We start from the raw sequence: 17,187 nt of genomic DNA, 5'->3' as shown, positions 1-17,187 counted from the left end.
TAATTTTGATTTGGGTAATTCTGATTTGAGTAATTTTGATTTGGGTAATTCTGATTTGGGTAATTCTGATTTGGATAATTTTGATTTGCGTAATTTTGTGAGGATTGAGCGGAATTATTTAATGCATTTGTTAAAAATGGGAGCAAAGCCGCTAATAATTGGTTTGTAACATCTGTATTCAACTGTCCTTGTCCCTGTGCTTGCCCTTGCCCTGGTCCTTGTCCCTGTGCTTGCCCTTGTCCCTGCTCTTGTGATTGCTCCTGCCCCTGTTCTACATCAGTAGACTGCCGATTCGAAGAAGCTGTTTCAGAATCTAAATCAGAGTCTACATTTAAATTTACGCGGGAATTTCCACTGTCTGAAATCTGAGCAACATTGTGATTGTGTGTATGTTTTTTTGTAGTTTCTTCTTGTGGATCAGATCCAGATTCAGATTCAGATCCAGATTCAGATCCAGATTTAGACCCAGATCCAGATGCAGATTGTTTTTCTGTATATTGGGGTTTTTTTCGACGGCGCTCATAATAATAAAAACACAACAATACCCTCTCCTTTATGAACTATAGAAAATGTCTATATCAATACTTTATGTGAAAATAAAGAATATGTATGGACAAATTAACTATCATTTAGCGTAGTTTTTTATCATGTCACAACATAAGTTGATAAGAAATTATTATATTTACAATAGGATGATTTATGATAAACAGTAATATTAAATTATATATATTTAGTGTTCTTGTTGTTAGATTTTTTAACAGTGGAATTATATGTAGTAAGATAATCGAAAATGTTGTGATTATGAGTACTTTCTTTGGAACGACTTGTTTATAAGATCCCCCACCTTAAAATTCGGAGAGCAATGAAGAAGATAGGATAGGTGGGGGATAACTGCTGGCATGTGCCCGATTGGTTATAACCATCAATGGGGGATGAAAAAACACTGATGGAAGTTTCATTTTATTAGCAGCTGTGTGTTGGCCGGGAAAATAAAAAATTGATTGAAAGAAGTCAGAAAATAGTCACACTTCGACACGTTTATATATCCACTTTTTGTTATAGTAAAAAGAAAAGGGGGAAAAAACATGTATACATTTAAAATTGTTTCAGATCGTGAAGCTGTTTATCAGTTTGCGAGTTATGCTCAAGTTGTACAAGGGATAGAAAGTGTATATGTGGAAGTAGGTGAACCTTTGTATGAGCGTCCTCTTATGAAGTTTTATGTTCATGTCTCCATAAAACAAGAGTATGAACAAGCAAAAGCGTTGCGTGAAATCGCGCGTTTAGTAGAATTAGGACGTTTTACATACGTACATTACCGAGATGAAGAAATTGAAAGAGCATTTGAAGAAGTAAAATATGAGAGCCGTGTAGGCTAGATAATAAGGAAGAAAGGGGCTAATGTGAATTAGCTTCTTTTTTTGTTTATCTCGCATTAACGGGCCTCAAGATTCAGAGAGAAGCAAAGAAGATAGATGGGGGAATAACTGCCCGTAAAAGCCCGATTGGCTCAACTAACCATCAGTGGGGGATGGGGAAAACTCCCACTGATGGAAGTTTCGCTTTATGAAAATATTTTTATATGTATCAAACAAATAAAGAAGGAATTTTGCTATGATAGGAGAGGAAAAGAAAGGGGAGTTATATAATGGGGTATATACAGGAACTGAGGGAATTAGTTGGAACAAAACCACTTATTATAGTAGGCTCAGCAATTATTGTTTTAAATGAAAAGAATGAAGTATTATTACAACTTCGTTCTGATACATATGATTGGGGATTGCCAGGGGGAGCAATGGAGCTAGGAGAAACAATTGAAGAAACAGCAGAGAGAGAATTAAGAGAAGAAACAGGTTTAAAAGCAGATTTCTTACAATTTCTTGGTGTGCTCTCTGGACAGGATTTATATTATCGTTATCCGCATGGAGACGAAATTTATAATGTAATCAATGCCTTTCAAGCACATCACGTATATGGTGAAATAGAATGTGATGAAGAAGGGGTAGACATTCGATATTTTCCAATTGATAAGTTACCGAAATTAAATACAACAACAGAAAAAATCCTTCAAAAATTTTTATTAGCATTAACAGAGTAGGAAGAAGAATGAACCTTCTTTCTATTTTTATTATATTAAATATTTTGATTTTTTAGTTACCTCATAATATAATAGATATAGATATACATCTTATGTTATTCCATCCAAAAATTCACTAGGGTACATAGGAGAGGAGAAAGTACAAGATGCGCAATGTAGTCATTACAGCTGCAGTTCGTTCACCAATTGGAACATTTGGAGGAGCTTTCAAAAATGTAAAACCGACTGAACTAATGGTTCCTGTATTACAGGAAGCTGTGAAAAAAGGCGGTGTTTTGCCGCACGAAGTAGATGAAGTGATTTTAGGTCACTGTATTCAACGAACAGATGAGGCAAATACAGCAAGAACAGCAGCGCTTATGGCGGGATTTCCTGATACAGTCACAGGTTACACAATTCAGCGTCAATGTGCTTCGGGTATGCAGGCATTAATTTCAGCAGCAATGCAAATTCAATTAGGTGTAAGTGATGTTGTTGTTGCAGGTGGAGTAGAAACAATGAGCTCTAGTCCATATGTATTAAAAGAGAACCGCTGGGGACAACGACTACAACACGGAGAAATTCGTGATATGGTGTGGGAAGTGCTAGAAGATCCAACGAATCATATTATGATGGGTGAAACTGCGGAAAATCTTGCTGAGCAATATGAAATTTCACGTGAAGAACAGGATGAAGTAGCAGTATTAAGTCATCAACGTGCCATTCATGCAATCGAAGCGGGCTATTTTGACGAGCAAATTGTGCCGATTACGATAAAGGAACGTAGAAAAGAGATTGTTGTTTCCAAAGATGAACATCCTCGTGCAGATATTACGTTAGAAAAACTTTCGGGTTTAAAAGCAGCTTTTCGTAAGGGTGGAACAGTAACCGCAGGAAACGCATCGGGTATTAATGACGGAAGCGCAGCGTTAGTACTAATGAGTGAAGAAAAAGCGAAAGAAAAAGGGCTGCAACCGTTAGCGAGAATCGTAGGATACTCTATGGCAGGGGTAGATCCTAAAATTATGGGAATCGGTCCAGCACCAGCAATTCGAAAAGGATTGGAAAATGTAAATTGGTCAGTAAACGATGCGGATTTATTTGAAATTAATGAAGCATTTGCTGCGCAATATTTAGCAGTAGAAAAAGAATTGGGCTTAAATCGTGAAAAAGTGAATGTAAATGGTAGTGGAATCAGTCTTGGACATCCAATTGGATGTACAGGTGCACGTATTACAGTAAGCTTGATTCATGAATTAAGAAGACAAGGACTTGAAAAGGGAATTGCTTCTCTTTGTGTCGGCGGCGGTATGGGAGCAGCGTTATTTATAGAAGCACTATAAGAAACAAAACCAGCTAATGTGTTCATTAGCTGGTTTTGTTTCTGTATGAAATAGTCTCCCTCGATCTTCAAAAAGAGTTTCACCGTTTGATAATACTCTGTTTCTTCTAAAGTAACTTCTTGTATTTTTCTTAATATAAGCAATACATAGTTGCATCTAGGTACACCATTAAAGTTGGGGAATGTGTAGTTATATTCAAAGTAGATTATATTTTCAAAATAGCAGAAAAGACAAGGATTAGACAACTTATTAATAAAAAATTAAGGACATTAAATACAGAATCTTTTTAGTCCTGTATTGCATTGTTCTCAGTTGAAGTGTAATAATGAAGAGTTATCTCATTTATTTATCCCGCATTAACGGACAGTAATACCTTCACCTCAAGATTCAGAAAAAAACAAAGAAGATAGGTGGGGGATAACTGCCCGTAAAAGCCCGATTGGTTCAACTAACCCTCAATGAAGGAAGTTTCACTTTATATTTAGAGAGAAAATAATTAGTATAGTTATATTTAATGGTTGTTTCATAGCATGTAATGATTGGAGTAAGACAATGAAAATATGGAACGTATTTTGTATTTTATGTAGTTTTGTTATTGTTTTAAGTGGTTGTGCTCAGCATGAAAAAGTGAAGCAGCCGAAGAAACAGACCATTCCAGAAACGAATGAATACGGCGGCATACAATTAACAAAAGTGGGACAAGAGATTAAAGAAAAAAATTGGGGCACTCTAAAATTAGAACAAATCAAACATGTAAATGAAACATTTACAGTTGGAACGATGAAAATCTATGTAGAAAATGTGAGAGTTATTACACTATCGAATATGGAAGATGAAACAAAAGAGACGTTGGAAATGTATACAAAATTAAGTCCAGAAGAAGTACAACGTCGTTTAGGTGAGACACTGGACCAAAAAGAGGCAGAATGGTATGCATCATTAAGTGGACAAGATATTGGTGATACTGCTAAATATGTTGAAATTACATATAAGGTTGAAAATACAGGAGACAAAGAGATGCAGTTCTTTTCTATGAATGATGTAACTGTAAATGAAACGCAACAATTTCATGTGCCAGCGCAAAACTTCTTATATGCAGAAGACACATTTGTTGGTACAAAAAATATAACGAGAGAGGATTATAGTTCTGGTGAAATAAGGGAAGGGTTAATTGGTCTTTTACTAAGTGATAATAATGAAAAAATAAAAAGGATTTCTTTTACAACAGATGTACTTGCAACAGGCGATACACATGAGAAAGTAGCAGAACCACAAACATTTGCCATTTCACTATAACAGTGAAATGGTTTTTTCTTAATTGTTAGTAGGACAGGAAATATGTCGTTTTGTAGAGAATTTATATACATATAGCGTTTAGGAGGGAAATGAAAATGCAGAAGGGATGCTACGTATGTGGTAATAAAGAAATAGAAACAGGTACTATGTCACCTTATATAGAAAGCAATATTGGAAGTTATATTGTTCCGTTTGCAGAAATGACAGCAGAAGTGGCAGTATGTAAAAATTGCGGAGCTGTTATAACGATGAAACAAGAACATATAGAGTATAATCAAAGGAGAGAGAAGTAAACGTAATGTATATTGTCAAAGCAAATCTACATGATGCAAAAGAACTTGCACGCGTTCATGTTGATAGTTGGAGAGAAACATATGAAGGCATTATGCCAAAAGATGTGTTAGATAAAAAATCGTATGAGAAACGAGAAGCATTGTGGAAACAAGTATTACAGAAGCAGCAGTCGCATGTTTATGTTGCCAAAACAATTGATGGGAAAATAATTGGTTTTGCAGATGGTGGGAAAGAGCGAACTGGTAAATATGAGTATGACGGAGAGTTATATGCGATATATATTTTACGGGCATATCAGCGTAACAAACTTGGAAAAAGATTGATAAAAGCGGTGGCAGCAGATTTATATAAGAATGGATATCGTTCTATGCTTGTTTGGGTAGTAGCGAACAATCCGTCTAAATATTTTTATGAAGCGTTACAAGCTTCTTTTGTAGATGAGAAAGATATTGAAGAATTATACATAAAAGAACTTGCATACGGTTGGAAAGATATACAAACTCTTTTCATATAATACAATTCCCGGCAACGGCCTGCTCGTTTTATTACTTCGTGAATATAATGAAGTGAATAGAGTGAAAGGAGAGACAATCCGTGAGAATATTCACGGTTTTGGTCGGGGTTATTATAGCCGCTTGCTTTCAAATAGGATTATTATGTATGTTACAACGAATCGAGCAACTATCACTTCCTCATCTTCTATATGAACTGGTATATGTAGGAGCATTATTTGGATTTGGAATGGGTATTGCACATTATTTCTATAAACATAAGATTTATATACTTATAATCGTATTCGTCTTTTTATACGGATGGGGCTATTATCGTTATAATGACAGAGTTCAAAGCATTTTACAACTGCACATTGTATCGATTCAACACGCATTACTGTTATTATTTTGTATTATGTTTGGAACCATTGTTTATAGAATGTTGTTTTATAAAGAAAATAAAGAGAAAAAGGTCAGATGAAATATCTCATTTGACCTTTTTTAAGATTGTTGTTTTTCTTTTGTAAGGTAAGTTTTTACACTTTGTAATTGGAGTTGTTCAGGGAGACGAAATTCTTGTTTTTGTTCTTCAAATTGTTTTTTTGTATAGGGACCAAACCGGCGGTTATTTTTCAAATCGATAATCCAATAATTTTCTGTCGCTTGATTAGTAATAGAAGCATCGGGGTTATTAGGGTCATCTGTTTGCTCTGTTTGTTTTGCTAAAATATAATTGTCGTTCCAGGCAATTTCTACAATTTCTGGTGGAATATATTGAGAGGCGTACAAGGCGTCTGTTTTAGGGAAAAGTTCTAGTGCATTACCGGAAACATTAATGAGCTCATATTCATCCCCAATGTTGTAATGAGATGGATTAAAATTTGTTGCACAACTAGTTAAAAATACGAGAGAGCAAACGATGATGAATCGTTTCAATATGAGCTCCTCCTTCTGAAATGTGATTGATACATATTTTACAGGAAAAGAAAATAAAACACCAATTTATGAGTTGTTTACAACTGTTTTTAGACATGATACGATGAAACGGTTAATAAAGGATAGAAAAAAGGAGTCGACACAGCATGAAGCTGAAAATACATCAACCAGTGATTGTTATGAACCGTCTAGGGGCTGCAATGATCGATATGTTTTTCATTTCTGTTTTGTATGGTGCCATTGTTGCAATTACAACCGGAAACTATAAAGCGATTTTGAATCGTTTTAATGTAAGTTCAGGAGACATCCGTTATGACTTTGGGCTTGCATTTTTATTAATGGCGCTTTATTTTATTGTTCTACCATTTATTTGGAATGGATATACACTAGGGAAAAAAGTTACACGTACAAAACTTGTATCGCTTACACGTGAAAAGTTAACGCTAGGAATTTTAACAATGAGGTTTATTGTATTGTTAGTACCGAATATTTTGTTTCTTGGTATTCCAATGATATGTAATATATACATGATGTTGGTTAGAAGTGATAATAGAGGTTTTCATGATCTTATAGTGAAAACTAAAGTTATGGGTGTTGTTTAGAGAAAGGGAAGCAGTTGCTTCCCTTTTTAAAATTTGAAAAAAATTTGTTTGTATAATTTGGTACAGGGGAAATATGAAAGAACTAGTCATACTAACATTAAAGATTTTGTCAGCACAATGGAGGATACTATGGAATTTGATTAAATAGGAAATGACTGAATAAAAATCAACTTGAATTATAAAAATATTTTTATCCAGTCTAAATTTTTACAAAATTCGATATATTTAATTTGGTATAATAGAATTTATATAGGACAGGCATCTCCTATATAGTACCCTCCATATTGATGGCGCGTCCTGGAAAGGCGCGCTTTTTTATGATTAATAGACTGAAAATTAGGAAAATGTTATTATTTATAATAAAGAGTTCATGTTTCTTCACATTGGGAGGGAGCGAAATGACAGGAGAAAGTTTATTATTTTGGGGAATTCTTATTTTTGTTGGTCTAGTTTTTGATCAGTATAATAGTAAGAAAAAAGAGAAAATTCGAAAGTGAGCGATTACATTATATGTATCTATCTTTTCCTGCTTGCGGATGCTTCAAAAAAAGGAGTATACTGTATGACGTTGAGACTAACCAGAAGGGGAAATGACGATGAAGCTAGCAGGAAAGGTTGCCGTTGTAACAGGCGGAGGCATCGGCATTGGTCGTAACACAGCTCTTTTGTTGGCAGGGCAAGGTGCAAAGGTAATTGTGACAGATATTGATGAGGAAAATGGACAAGCAACAGTGGAGGAAATTGTAGATTTAGGTGGCGAGGCACTTTTTGTTACTCATGATATGAGTAAGCGAAGTGATTGGCAACATGTTTTAGAAGTTGCAGTTGAAGCCTATAACAGAATCGATATGTTGTTTAATAATGCCGGATTATATAAAATAGATCCGATTTTTTCTCATGAAAAAGAGAACGATTCCAATGCACTTTGTATAAATGACGTCTGGATAGAAATAAAACAGCTGAGGTCATCTTTTATGAAACAGCAAGAAGAAGTGAGATTGACTGATCTTCCTATTTTTGGTGTTATCAGTACAAAGGAACAGTCACTTCATACAGTAGAATCTTTAGTATAATAAGTTGAAAACCGTCCCCAATTTATCTGTGGACGGTTTTTTTTATTTAGCGAATACGTTTTTCTGTTTTTACGTCAAAGAAGTGCGCTTTGTTCATATCAAAAGCAAGGTTAATCTGATCACCATGTGTAAAAGTATGTCTTGCGTCAACACGAGCTGCAAAATCTTGATTTCCAAGTTTCATATATAAAATAGATTCTGCACCTAATAGTTCAGCAACATCGATTCGCGTTGTAAATGTTGTACCTTCGGAAGCTTCTAAAAATAAAAGTTCATCATGAATATCTTCTGGGCGAATGCCTAAAATAATTTCTTGGTTAATGTAACCATGTTCATCCAGTAGTTTCATTTTTCCTTCTGGTACTTTAATTTTTACTTTATTGTTTATTACAAAATGATTCTCTGTTAATTGGCCATGGAAAAAGTTCATCGCAGGAGAGCCAATAAATCCGCCAACGAAAACATTTTCTGGTGTTTCATATACTTCTTTTGGCGTTCCGATTTGTTGTATTTTTCCATCTTTCATAACGACAAGGCGCGATGCCATCGTCATAGCTTCTGTTTGGTCATGTGTTACATAAATGGTTGTTGTTCCAAGTTTTTGATGAAGCTTAGAAATCTCAGAGCGCATCGATACACGTAATTTTGCATCCAGGTTTGATAACGGCTCGTCCATTAAGAAGACTTTTGCATCACGAACAATGGCACGTCCTAAAGCGACACGTTGTCGTTGTCCACCAGATAATGCTTTTGGTTTTCGATTTAAATATTCTTCGAGTCCTAAAATACGGGCTGCGTCTTTCACTCTACGATCAATTTCGTCTTTTGGTATTTTGCGAAGTTTTAAGCCAAATGCCATATTATCGTAAACACTCATATGTGGGTAGAGAGCATAGTTTTGAAAGACCATTGCAATGTCGCGATCTTTTGGAGGAACATCATTCATTACCTTGCCATCAATTGAGAATTCCCCTTTGGAAATATCCTCTAAACCAGCAACCATTCGTAATGTCGTTGATTTTCCGCATCCAGATGGACCGACAAATACAATAAATTCTTTATCTTGTATGTGTAAATTGAAGTCGGTGACTGCAGTTACATTGTTATCATATATTTTATAAATGTTTTCTAATTTTAGTTCTGCCATGACTTTTCCTCCTAGCCAAAAAGTATGCAAACGTTTTCTTTAATTTTATTATAAATGAATGCGTAAAAAAAAGAAATAAAAAATTAAAACGTTTTCATAAATTTAAGAAAATATACACAAAAATAGTGTGTTTTTAATATTAAAAGAGCTCTAACTATATTTTTTAGGCCATACAAAAAATGTAAGCATTGTTTTCATTTTATTCAAAATCTGTTATCATTCACTAATGAAAACGTTTGCGCCTGTTTTGCGATTAAATTATGAAATGGGGTAGCATGATGGAGAAACAATGGTGGAAAGAAAGTGTTGTATATCAAATTTATCCGCGTAGCTTTATGGATAGTAATGGTGATGGAGTTGGTGATCTTCGCGGAATTATTTCAAAGCTTGATTATTTACAAGAACTAGGGATAGATGTAATTTGGTTATCACCAGTTTATGAATCTCCAAACGATGATAACGGTTATGATATTAGTAATTATCGTAAGGTTATGGATGAGTTTGGGACGATGAATGATTGGGATGAATTGTTGGATGAAATGCATAAACGTAATATGAAATTAATGATGGACTTAGTTGTCAATCATACTTCAGATGAACATAATTGGTTTGTTGAATCCCGGAAGTCAAAGGATAATCCATATCGAGATTACTATATTTGGCGTGAAGGAAAAAGTGGAAAAGAGCCAAATAACTGGGGAGCTGCTTTTAGTGGATCTGCTTGGGAGTATGATGAAACAACAGATGAATATTACTTACATTTATTTTCAAAAAAGCAACCAGATTTAAATTGGGATAATGAACATGTGCGCAAAGAGATTTATGAGATGATGAAATTTTGGCTGGACAAAGGAATTGACGGCTTTCGAATGGATGTCATTAACTTTATTTCAAAAGTAGAGGGATTACCAGCTGTGAATACAGAAGCAGAGGGGTATGTATCGGGTCATCAATATTTTATGAATGGACCTAATATTCATACGTATTTACATGAAATGAATCAAGAAGTGTTATCTCAATATGATATTATGACAGTTGGTGAAATGCCTGGTGTAACAACGGAAGAGGCGAAGCTTTATACAGCTGAAGATCGTCAGGAATTACAGATGGTATTTCAGTTTGAACATATGGATTTAGATTCTGGAGAGAATGGTAAATGGGATGTAAAGCCATGTTCGCTTGTTGCATTAAAGGAGAACTTAACAAAGTGGCAAAAAGCATTAGAACATACAGGATGGAATAGTTTGTATTGGAATAATCATGATCAACCGCGTGTTGTTTCTCGCTTTGGTAATGATAAAACGTATCGTATTCCGTCAGCGAAAATGTTAGCGACGGTACTTCATATGATGAAAGGAACTCCTTACATTTATCAAGGAGAAGAGATTGGAATGACAAATGTCCAATTTGCTTCAATTGATGAATACCGTGATATTGAAACGTTGAATATGTACCATGAAAAAGTAAGTGAATGTGGTGAAAATCACGAAATGGTGATGCAATCTATTTATGCTAAAGGACGCGATAATGCTCGGACACCGATGCAATGGGAAGACAGTGAACATGCTGGATTTACATCAGGTAAGCCGTGGGTCCAAGTAAATCCTAATTATAAAGAAATTAATGCGAAGCAGGCATTACATGATTCAAATTCTATTTTTCATTATTATAAGAAATTGATTGAACTTCGTAAAAAGCACGAAATAATTGTGTATGGTACATATGATTTAATTCTAGAAGACCATCCATCTATTTTTGCTTACGTAAGAACATGGAAAGATGAGAAATTACTTGTCATTGCAAACTTTACTGAGGATTCATGTGTATTTGAATTACCGGAGGAGATAGCGTACAGTAATGTAGATTTATTGATACACAATTATGATGTGCAGGATGAATCAATTGAAAATATTATTTTACAGCCTTATGAAACGCGGGCGTATAAATTGAAATGAGAAATATGTAAGTAGATATTAGAGAGGCTTGGAGACAGGTCTCTCTTGTTTTTCAATTAGAATGACAAGTCACGATGAGGGATGTGCTGGTATAAAGTAAAAGCCTTGTTTTCTATACAAGGCTTTTAAGCTTTACCATGTTAAAATGGAAAATCCATATGGTGGAAGTGTAACTAGTAATGAGTTTGTTTCAGCGGAAAACTCTTCTTTTGTATACAGATTTACAATTTTTTTACCACCAATACGAAAAGGTATCGGAGCTGTAATTTCATTATTTGTTGGATTTAAAACAAATAATATTGTTTCTTTTCCGTATGTTTTTGTATAAGAAATATAATTGTGTTTGTTGTTGGCTTCAATCCATTGAAATGAACCGTGCCCGCCAAAGGCTTTATATTGTTTCCGCAATAAAATTAATGTTTGTATATGCTGAAATAATTCTTTATCTTGTTTATCTTCATCCCAGATCATACATTTTCGGCAACCTGGGTCCATTCCCCCGTCCATTCCAATTTCATCACCGTAATAAATACATGGTGAACCGATGAAAGAGAGTTGGAATACATAGAGTAATTTTACTTTTTCTTTATTGCCTTTACAGGTTGTTAAAATTCGCGGTGTATCGTGGCTGTCTAGTAGATGAAAAGCAGCTTCGTTTACATTCATGGAATATGAATGAAGAGATTCGGTAATTTGATGTATAAAATCATTTGCCCGAATGGTTTCATTTGCAAAATAAGAAAGAAGAGCATTTGTAACAGGATAACTCATGACGGCATCAAATTGATCGCCTTGTAGCCATGGAAGAGCGTCATGCCAAATTTCGCCTAAAATGTAGACATCAGGATTAATCGCCTTTACTTCACTGCGGAATTCACGCCAAAAGCTATGATCCACTTCATTCGCTACATCAAGTCGCCAGCCGTCAATGTGAAACTCTCGTACCCAATAACGTCCTACTTCTAGTAAGTATTCTTTTACGTCTGGATGAGTTGTATTTAGTTTTGGCATATACGGTGTAAAAGCGAATGTATCATAATTAGGAAAAGGTTCTGTTACAATTGGAAATTCATGAATATGAAACCAGTCTTTGTAGGAAGAGTGTTCTCCTTTTTCAAGAACATCTTGAAATTTATCGAAAAAGTATCCACTATGATTAAAAACGGCATCTAGCATAATTTTTATACCGCGGTGATGACATGCTTCCACAAGCTTCTGAAATGTTTCTTTTGTCCCAAATTGAGGATCGATTTCCATATAGTCAATCGTGTCATATTTATGATTAGAATGTGCCGTAAAGATTGGGGTAAAGTAAATGCCGGAAATACCAAGTTCTACAAGGTAATCAAGGTGATTCATAATGCCGACGAAATCCCCGCCAAAAAAATTTGTTGCAGTTGGATCTGCGCTGCCCCAAGGAAGAGTGTTTGCTGGATTACATGTACAATCTCCATTAGCAAATCGTTCTGGAAAAATTTGATACCACACTGTATTCTTCACCCATGGGGGAGCCGTAAAAACATCCTTTTCATGTATAAATGGGAAGCAAAAGTAATAGCCGACGTCGTCAGTAGGTGCTTCAGAGAAAAGGCCTCTTTCTGTATAAACGATAGTTTCAGTACTACTTTTCAGTTCGAATCCGTATCGTAAACGCTTAAATTTCGGTTCAATTGATACAAACCAATAATCAAATAAATCCGTCGAGCCGCTCTTTTTCATTGGTATTTTTTTTGTTAACCATTTCCCATCTTGCCATTCATATGGATCACCATAAATGAAGGATACTACATCTACGTCGTTTTTTTTCGTACGTAGCCGAATGTGAAGTGTTTTTTCATTGTAAGCGTATGCGTAATTATCTTTTGGTCTATGGTATATTGCTTCTTTAATCATATAAAATATTCTCCTTTACTAGTTCTTTAAATAAGAATATATTGCAAACGATTGCTTTTTATATAATTTTAATATTGCTTATAAGGGTAGTACGCATTCCATATAAAGTCAATGAATATAAAGAATAGCTGCGTAAATTTTTTGAAAAATAATATTTGCAAAACATATAAATGTATGTATAATAATAGACAAATAGCGCAAACGTTTTCATAGATTGAAAAGTTGTTTGTGCTTCTATTAAACTATTAGTTGCAAACGTTTTCATTGATTAGAGTACCATATACATAATTTGGGGAGGTATTAAGGGATGAAGAAAAAAGCGTTATCTTTATTAACAGTTTCAGCTTTGGCAATCGGTATGTTATCGGCATGCGGACCGAAAGATTCAGAGAAAAAGGAAGCGAGCAAGGAGAAGAAAGATTATGATCTTCTTGTTTGGGAAGATCAGAAAAAAGGTGTTGGTTTAGATCCAGCCGTAAAAAGTTTTGAAAAGAAATATAATGTAAAAGTAAAAGTTGTCGAGATTCAGATGACAGAACAATTAAAAAAACTTCGTCTTGATGGTCCAGCTGGTACAGGGCCGGATGTTGTAACATTACCGCATGATCAAATTGGGGATGCAGCGACAGAGGGGTTACTTTCTGAGATGAAAGTGGATGATTCTGTTAAAAATAAGTTTACTGATTTGTCACTAAAAGCGCAAACATATGATGGAAAATTATATGGTTTACCGAAAGCGATTGAAACACCTGTATTCATTTACAATAAAAAATTAATGACAAAAGCACCAGAAACGATGGATGAACTATTTAATTTTTCAAAAGGATTTACAAAGAACGGAAAATATGGATTTTTAGCATTAGGAGATAACTTCTATTTTGCAAATGCATTTATGGCTGGTATGGGCGGTTATGTATTTGGTGAGAAAGACGGACAACCAAATGTAGCCGATATTGGATTAAATAATAGCGGTGCAGTACAAGGTGCAGAATATATTCAAAAATGGTATAAAGAAAAACTATTTCCAGAAGGAATTATTGGTGAGTCTGGCGGACCAGCTGCAGATGGATTATTTAATGAAGGAAAAGCTGCTTCTATTATGAATGGTCCATGGGCATTCCAGGCGATGGAAAAAGCAGGAGTTGATTATGGTGTAGCTCCAATGCCAAAATTACCAAATGGCCAGCCGATGAAAACATTTGTTGGTGTAAAAGGATGGCATGTAACAAGCTTCTCTAAAAACAAAGATTTGGCAACAAAATTCACTGATTGGGTAACAAATGAAGAAAATGCAAAAATTCGTTTTGAAAAAACAAAAGAAATTCCGCCAGTGAAATCAGTTATGGAAGATCCAATTATTAAAAATAACGAAGCTGCAAAAGCAGTAGTGACACAAGCCGAAAATGGTATTCCAATGCCGAATATTCCAGAAATGCAAGAAGTTTGGAAACCAGCTGGTGATGCGCTGCAATTAGTTGTAACAGGTAAACAAGAACCAAAAGCGGCACTTGATGAGGCTGTGAAACAAATTAAAGGAAACATTGAAGCAAATCATAGTAAGAAAAAATAATATAGAATTCGTGTCTTTTGTAAACAAAAGGCACGAATTCTCCTCCTTCCAAGGGGAAGAAAAAAGGGGGAAGAACTATGCAAACATCCTTTGAACCAACACACGCAGTAAACGGTTCAAAACACCGAAAAACAGCGGCGGCGTTGTCTATTATTCCAGGTATTGGGCAACTGTACAATAAACAATATGTAAAAGGTATCATTTTTCTAGTATTAACTTGTTCGTTTTTTGTAGCATTTGCTGATTTGTTAAATATCGGGTTGTGGGGAATTGTAACGCTCGGTACAGAAGTTCCTCGTGATCACTCTATTTTTCTATTAGTAAAAGGTATTTTAGCAATTATCGTTATTGCATTTGGACTAGGTGTATATGCCTTCAATTTATATGATGCGTATCAAAACGGGAAAAAGCGTGATGTAGGAATATCACTAAACTCTGTGAAAGAACAATATCATCATTTATTAGATCAAGGTTTTCCCTATTTGATGGTTTCACCAGGTTTTCTTCTATTAGTTTTTGTTGTTGTACTTCCGATTATTTTCGTCCTATTAATTGGATTTACAAATTATGACTTATATCATTCTCCTCCTGCAAAACTTGTAGAGTGGGTTGGGTTTAAAAACTTTGTTGATATTTTTACATTGCCAATGTGGCGAGACACATTTGTAAGTGTATTTTCTTGGACTGTGATTTGGACCTTCGTCGCAACGACATTACAAGTTGCACTTGGTATTTTCTTAGCGATTTTAGTAAATCAACCGAGTATTAAAGGAAAAGCGGTAATTCGTACAATCTTTATTTTACCATGGGCTGTTCCAGCGTTTGTATCTATTCTCGTATTTGCTGGCATGTTTAATGAATCATTTGGAGCAATTAATAATCAAGTGTTAACTCTATTTGGAATCGAAAACATTGCTTGGATGACAGATCCATTTTGGTCGAAAATCGCTTTAATTTTTATTCAAACATGGCTCGGATTTCCCTTTATTTTTGCGATGACGACAGGTATACTGCAATCGATTCCAGGTGAATTGTATGAAGCTGCTACGGTAGACGGTGCGACAGCTTGGCAACAATTTCGTAAAATTACATTGCCGCTCGTTTTATACGCGACTGCTCCTATTTTAATTACGCAATATACATTCAACTTTAATAATTTCAGTATTATTTATCTGTTTAATGGTGGTGGTCCAGCTGTAGCGGGACAAAATGCAGGTGGAACGGATATTTTAATTTCTTGGATTTATAAGTTAACGATGACATCAGCTCAATATGGAAAAGCAGCAGCACTAACGATGATTTTATCGGTAATAGTTATTTCAGTTGCTTTATGGCAATTTAAAAGAACAAAATCATTCCAAGAAGAGGATATGATGTAAATGAATATAAAACGACAGAAGATGTTACGTCTTTCATTAAGTTATTTCGTAATTTTCATTATGTGTATTATTATTTTCTATCCATTATTATGGATTATAGGCTCCTCGTTTAACCCTGGGGATAGTTTGTCGGGATCAAGTATAATTCCTAAAAATGCAACGCTGGATCATTACAGAAAACTATTGGATCTTTCGCAAAGTAACTATGTACTTTGGTATAAAAATACGTTGAAAGTTAGTGTTTTGACAATGATTTTTTCTGTATTGTCAATTAGTTTTACAGCATATGCTTTTTCGAGATATCGTTTTGTCGGAAGAAAGAATGGGTTACTAACGTTTTTAATTCTTCAAATGGTTCCAAACTTTTCAGCATTAATTGCATTGTATATATTAGCACAGCTGACAGGATTAATTGATACACATCTAGCATTAATTTTAATTTATGTTGGCGGTGCAATTCCAATGAATACGTGGCTTATGAAAGGATACTTTGATACAATTCCAAAAGAATTAGACGAGTCAGCCCGTATGGACGGAGCAGGGCATTTTCGTATTTTTTGGCAAATTATTATGCCTTTGGCAAAGCCAATTATTGCGGTTGTAGCGCTGTTTACCTTTATCGGTCCATTTACTGATTTTATTTTAGCGAGTATTATTTTGCGTACACCAGAAAATTATACATTAGCCGTTGGATTATACGAAATGGTAGCGAAAAAATTCGGTAATGAGTTTACAACATTTGCAGCAGGGTCGGTATTGATTGCGATACCAATTTCAATTTTATTTTTATCTTTGCAAAAATACTTTATTTCTGGTTTAACAGCTGGGGGAACGAAGGGATAAATGGGACTTTATGTCTCATTTATCTTTTTTAATTGGAATATCGGTCTATATAACATAAGAACAGGGTAATTTTTAAAAAAATAGTATATAGTATAGGAAAATAAGGTTCTATCCCTTACAATACATGAAGAGGGAGAATATAGATATAGATTTACATTAATAGAAATTTTTATGAATGGAATAAAGTGAAACTTCCATTAGTGGGGGGCTTACTGTCGCTAATAGCGGGATAAAAATAGAGGTAACTTGTATAAATCATGTAGATAAAAAAGAGAGGAGGAACAAATT

At 34.7% G+C, this 17,187-nt stretch carries 18 protein-coding genes; 14 read left to right on the top strand and 4 right to left on the bottom strand.

The genetic code is table 11. From position 1 onward, the window contains the following. Positions 1-539: hypothetical protein (locus CN326_RS02185; RefSeq protein WP_218007835.1), on the bottom strand; the 539-nt coding region annotated here is incomplete at its 3' end. Between the two features lie 546 nt (positions 540-1,085). On the opposite strand from CN326_RS02185, the gene CN326_RS02180 reads away from it, so the two are divergent. The 7 genes from CN326_RS02180 to CN326_RS02150 all read left to right on the top strand — a co-directional run bounded on the left by CN326_RS02180 (position 1,086) and on the right by CN326_RS02150 (position 5,982). Continuing rightward, on the top strand, positions 1,086-1,379 hold the full coding sequence (locus CN326_RS02180; RefSeq protein ID WP_098305787.1) for a DUF3928 family protein: 294 nt from the start codon (positions 1,086-1,088) through the stop codon (positions 1,377-1,379). A 269-nt stretch (positions 1,380-1,648) separates the two neighbouring features. Further along, positions 1,649-2,098 carry an NUDIX hydrolase gene (locus CN326_RS02175; protein ID WP_098305785.1) on the top strand — a complete coding sequence of 150 codons (450 nt, stop codon included), beginning with the start codon at positions 1,649-1,651 and terminating at the stop codon, positions 2,096-2,098. A gap of 146 nt (positions 2,099-2,244) precedes the next feature. Further along, positions 2,245-3,420 (top strand): acetyl-CoA C-acetyltransferase, encoded by a 1,176-nt coding sequence (locus CN326_RS02170; protein ID WP_098305783.1) that lies wholly within the window; start codon positions 2,245-2,247, stop codon positions 3,418-3,420. Positions 3,421-3,972: 552 nt separating this feature from the next. After that, positions 3,973-4,716: a hypothetical protein gene (locus tag CN326_RS02165; protein WP_098305781.1), complete on the top strand. Its 744-nt coding sequence runs from the start codon at positions 3,973-3,975 to the stop codon at positions 4,714-4,716. Positions 4,717-4,811: 95 nt separating this feature from the next. Beyond that, on the top strand, positions 4,812-5,009 hold the full coding sequence (locus tag CN326_RS02160) for a hypothetical protein (RefSeq protein ID WP_098305779.1): 198 nt from the start codon (positions 4,812-4,814) through the stop codon (positions 5,007-5,009). Between the two features lie 5 nt (positions 5,010-5,014). Next, positions 5,015-5,524 carry a GNAT family N-acetyltransferase gene (locus tag CN326_RS02155; protein WP_098305777.1) on the top strand — a complete coding sequence of 170 codons (510 nt, stop codon included), beginning with the start codon at positions 5,015-5,017 and terminating at the stop codon, positions 5,522-5,524. Between the two features lie 146 nt (positions 5,525-5,670). After that, positions 5,671-5,982, top strand: a complete 312-nt coding sequence (locus CN326_RS02150; protein WP_141524953.1) for a hypothetical protein — start codon at positions 5,671-5,673, stop codon at positions 5,980-5,982. Positions 5,983-6,002: 20 nt separating this feature from the next. Here CN326_RS02150 and CN326_RS02145 read toward each other — a convergent pair whose 3' ends face one another. Beyond that, positions 6,003-6,437, bottom strand: coding sequence for a DUF3997 domain-containing protein (locus tag CN326_RS02145; RefSeq protein WP_098305773.1), 435 nt, complete (start codon positions 6,435-6,437; stop codon positions 6,003-6,005). A 146-nt stretch (positions 6,438-6,583) separates the two neighbouring features. On the opposite strand from CN326_RS02145, the gene CN326_RS02140 reads away from it, so the two are divergent. The 3 genes from CN326_RS02140 to CN326_RS02130 all read left to right on the top strand — a co-directional run bounded on the left by CN326_RS02140 (position 6,584) and on the right by CN326_RS02130 (position 8,112). Continuing rightward, positions 6,584-7,039 carry an RDD family protein gene (locus tag CN326_RS02140; RefSeq protein ID WP_098305771.1) on the top strand — a complete coding sequence of 152 codons (456 nt, stop codon included), beginning with the start codon at positions 6,584-6,586 and terminating at the stop codon, positions 7,037-7,039. A 398-nt stretch (positions 7,040-7,437) separates the two neighbouring features. Then, positions 7,438-7,536: a flagellar motor protein gene (locus CN326_RS02135; RefSeq protein ID WP_098305769.1), complete on the top strand. Its 99-nt coding sequence runs from the start codon at positions 7,438-7,440 to the stop codon at positions 7,534-7,536. 99 nt (positions 7,537-7,635) lie between these two features. Further along, a complete protein-coding gene (locus CN326_RS02130) occupies positions 7,636-8,112 on the top strand; it encodes an SDR family NAD(P)-dependent oxidoreductase (RefSeq protein ID WP_141524952.1) in 477 nt (158 codons plus the stop codon). A gap of 46 nt (positions 8,113-8,158) precedes the next feature. Here the strand turns inward: CN326_RS02130 and CN326_RS02125 are convergent, their stop codons facing one another. After that, positions 8,159-9,259, bottom strand: coding sequence for an ABC transporter ATP-binding protein (locus CN326_RS02125; protein WP_098305765.1), 1,101 nt, complete (start codon positions 9,257-9,259; stop codon positions 8,159-8,161). 260 nt (positions 9,260-9,519) lie between these two features. On the opposite strand from CN326_RS02125, the gene CN326_RS02120 reads away from it, so the two are divergent. Beyond that, on the top strand, positions 9,520-11,214 hold the full coding sequence (locus tag CN326_RS02120; RefSeq protein WP_303745190.1) for a glycoside hydrolase family 13 protein: 1,695 nt from the start codon (positions 9,520-9,522) through the stop codon (positions 11,212-11,214). A 132-nt stretch (positions 11,215-11,346) separates the two neighbouring features. Here the strand turns inward: CN326_RS02120 and CN326_RS02115 are convergent, their stop codons facing one another. Beyond that, a complete protein-coding gene (locus CN326_RS02115; protein WP_098305761.1) occupies positions 11,347-13,107 on the bottom strand; it encodes an alpha-glycosidase in 1,761 nt (586 codons plus the stop codon). Positions 13,108-13,414: 307 nt separating this feature from the next. Here CN326_RS02115 and CN326_RS02110 point away from each other — a divergent pair, with 307 nt between their 5' ends. The 3 genes from CN326_RS02110 to malD all read left to right on the top strand — a co-directional run bounded on the left by CN326_RS02110 (position 13,415) and on the right by malD (position 16,899). Next, on the top strand, positions 13,415-14,677 hold the full coding sequence (locus CN326_RS02110; protein WP_098305759.1) for an extracellular solute-binding protein: 1,263 nt from the start codon (positions 13,415-13,417) through the stop codon (positions 14,675-14,677). 77 nt (positions 14,678-14,754) lie between these two features. Continuing rightward, complete coding sequence (locus CN326_RS02105; protein ID WP_098305757.1) at positions 14,755-16,056, top strand: carbohydrate ABC transporter permease; 1,302 nt, start codon at positions 14,755-14,757, stop codon at positions 16,054-16,056. Then, a complete protein-coding gene (gene malD / locus CN326_RS02100; protein WP_098305755.1) occupies positions 16,057-16,899 on the top strand; it encodes a maltosaccharide ABC transporter permease MalD in 843 nt (280 codons plus the stop codon). Positions 16,900-17,187 lie beyond the last annotated feature (288 nt).

The organism is Bacillus sp. AFS018417 (assembly GCF_002560985.1).
Classification (GTDB): Bacteria; Bacillota; Bacilli; order Bacillales; family Bacillaceae_G; genus Bacillus_A; species Bacillus_A rhizoplanae.
Note: the sequence above shows the minus strand (reverse complement) of the source record. Positions and strands in the feature narration are given on the sequence as shown.

Bases quoted from the DNA above. Each gene is read 5' to 3' on its own strand.
- CN326_RS02105 (WP_098305757.1), top strand. From the start codon at position 14,755: ATGCAAACATCCTTTGAACCAACACACGCAGTAAACGGTTCAAAACAC.
- CN326_RS02165 (WP_098305781.1), top strand. From the start codon at position 3,973: ATGAAAATATGGAACGTATTTTGTATTTTATGTAGTTTTGTTATTGTT.
- CN326_RS02155 (WP_098305777.1), top strand. From the start codon at position 5,015: ATGTATATTGTCAAAGCAAATCTACATGATGCAAAAGAACTTGCACGC.
- CN326_RS02135 (WP_098305769.1), top strand. From the start codon at position 7,438: ATGACAGGAGAAAGTTTATTATTTTGGGGAATTCTTATTTTTGTTGGT.
- malD (WP_098305755.1), top strand. From the start codon at position 16,057: ATGAATATAAAACGACAGAAGATGTTACGTCTTTCATTAAGTTATTTC.
- CN326_RS02120 (WP_303745190.1), top strand. From the start codon at position 9,520: ATGAAATGGGGTAGCATGATGGAGAAACAATGGTGGAAAGAAAGTGTT.
- CN326_RS02125 (WP_098305765.1), bottom strand. From the start codon at position 9,259: ATGGCAGAACTAAAATTAGAAAACATTTATAAAATATATGATAACAAT.
- CN326_RS02180 (WP_098305787.1), top strand. From the start codon at position 1,086: ATGTATACATTTAAAATTGTTTCAGATCGTGAAGCTGTTTATCAGTTT.
- CN326_RS02110 (WP_098305759.1), top strand. From the start codon at position 13,415: ATGAAGAAAAAAGCGTTATCTTTATTAACAGTTTCAGCTTTGGCAATC.
- CN326_RS02140 (WP_098305771.1), top strand. From the start codon at position 6,584: ATGAAGCTGAAAATACATCAACCAGTGATTGTTATGAACCGTCTAGGG.
- CN326_RS02175 (WP_098305785.1), top strand. From the start codon at position 1,649: ATGGGGTATATACAGGAACTGAGGGAATTAGTTGGAACAAAACCACTT.
- CN326_RS02115 (WP_098305761.1), bottom strand. From the start codon at position 13,107: ATGATTAAAGAAGCAATATACCATAGACCAAAAGATAATTACGCATAC.
- CN326_RS02160 (WP_098305779.1), top strand. From the start codon at position 4,812: ATGCAGAAGGGATGCTACGTATGTGGTAATAAAGAAATAGAAACAGGT.
- CN326_RS02130 (WP_141524952.1), top strand. From the start codon at position 7,636: ATGAAGCTAGCAGGAAAGGTTGCCGTTGTAACAGGCGGAGGCATCGGC.
- CN326_RS02170 (WP_098305783.1), top strand. From the start codon at position 2,245: ATGCGCAATGTAGTCATTACAGCTGCAGTTCGTTCACCAATTGGAACA.
- CN326_RS02150 (WP_141524953.1), top strand. From the start codon at position 5,671: ATGTTACAACGAATCGAGCAACTATCACTTCCTCATCTTCTATATGAA.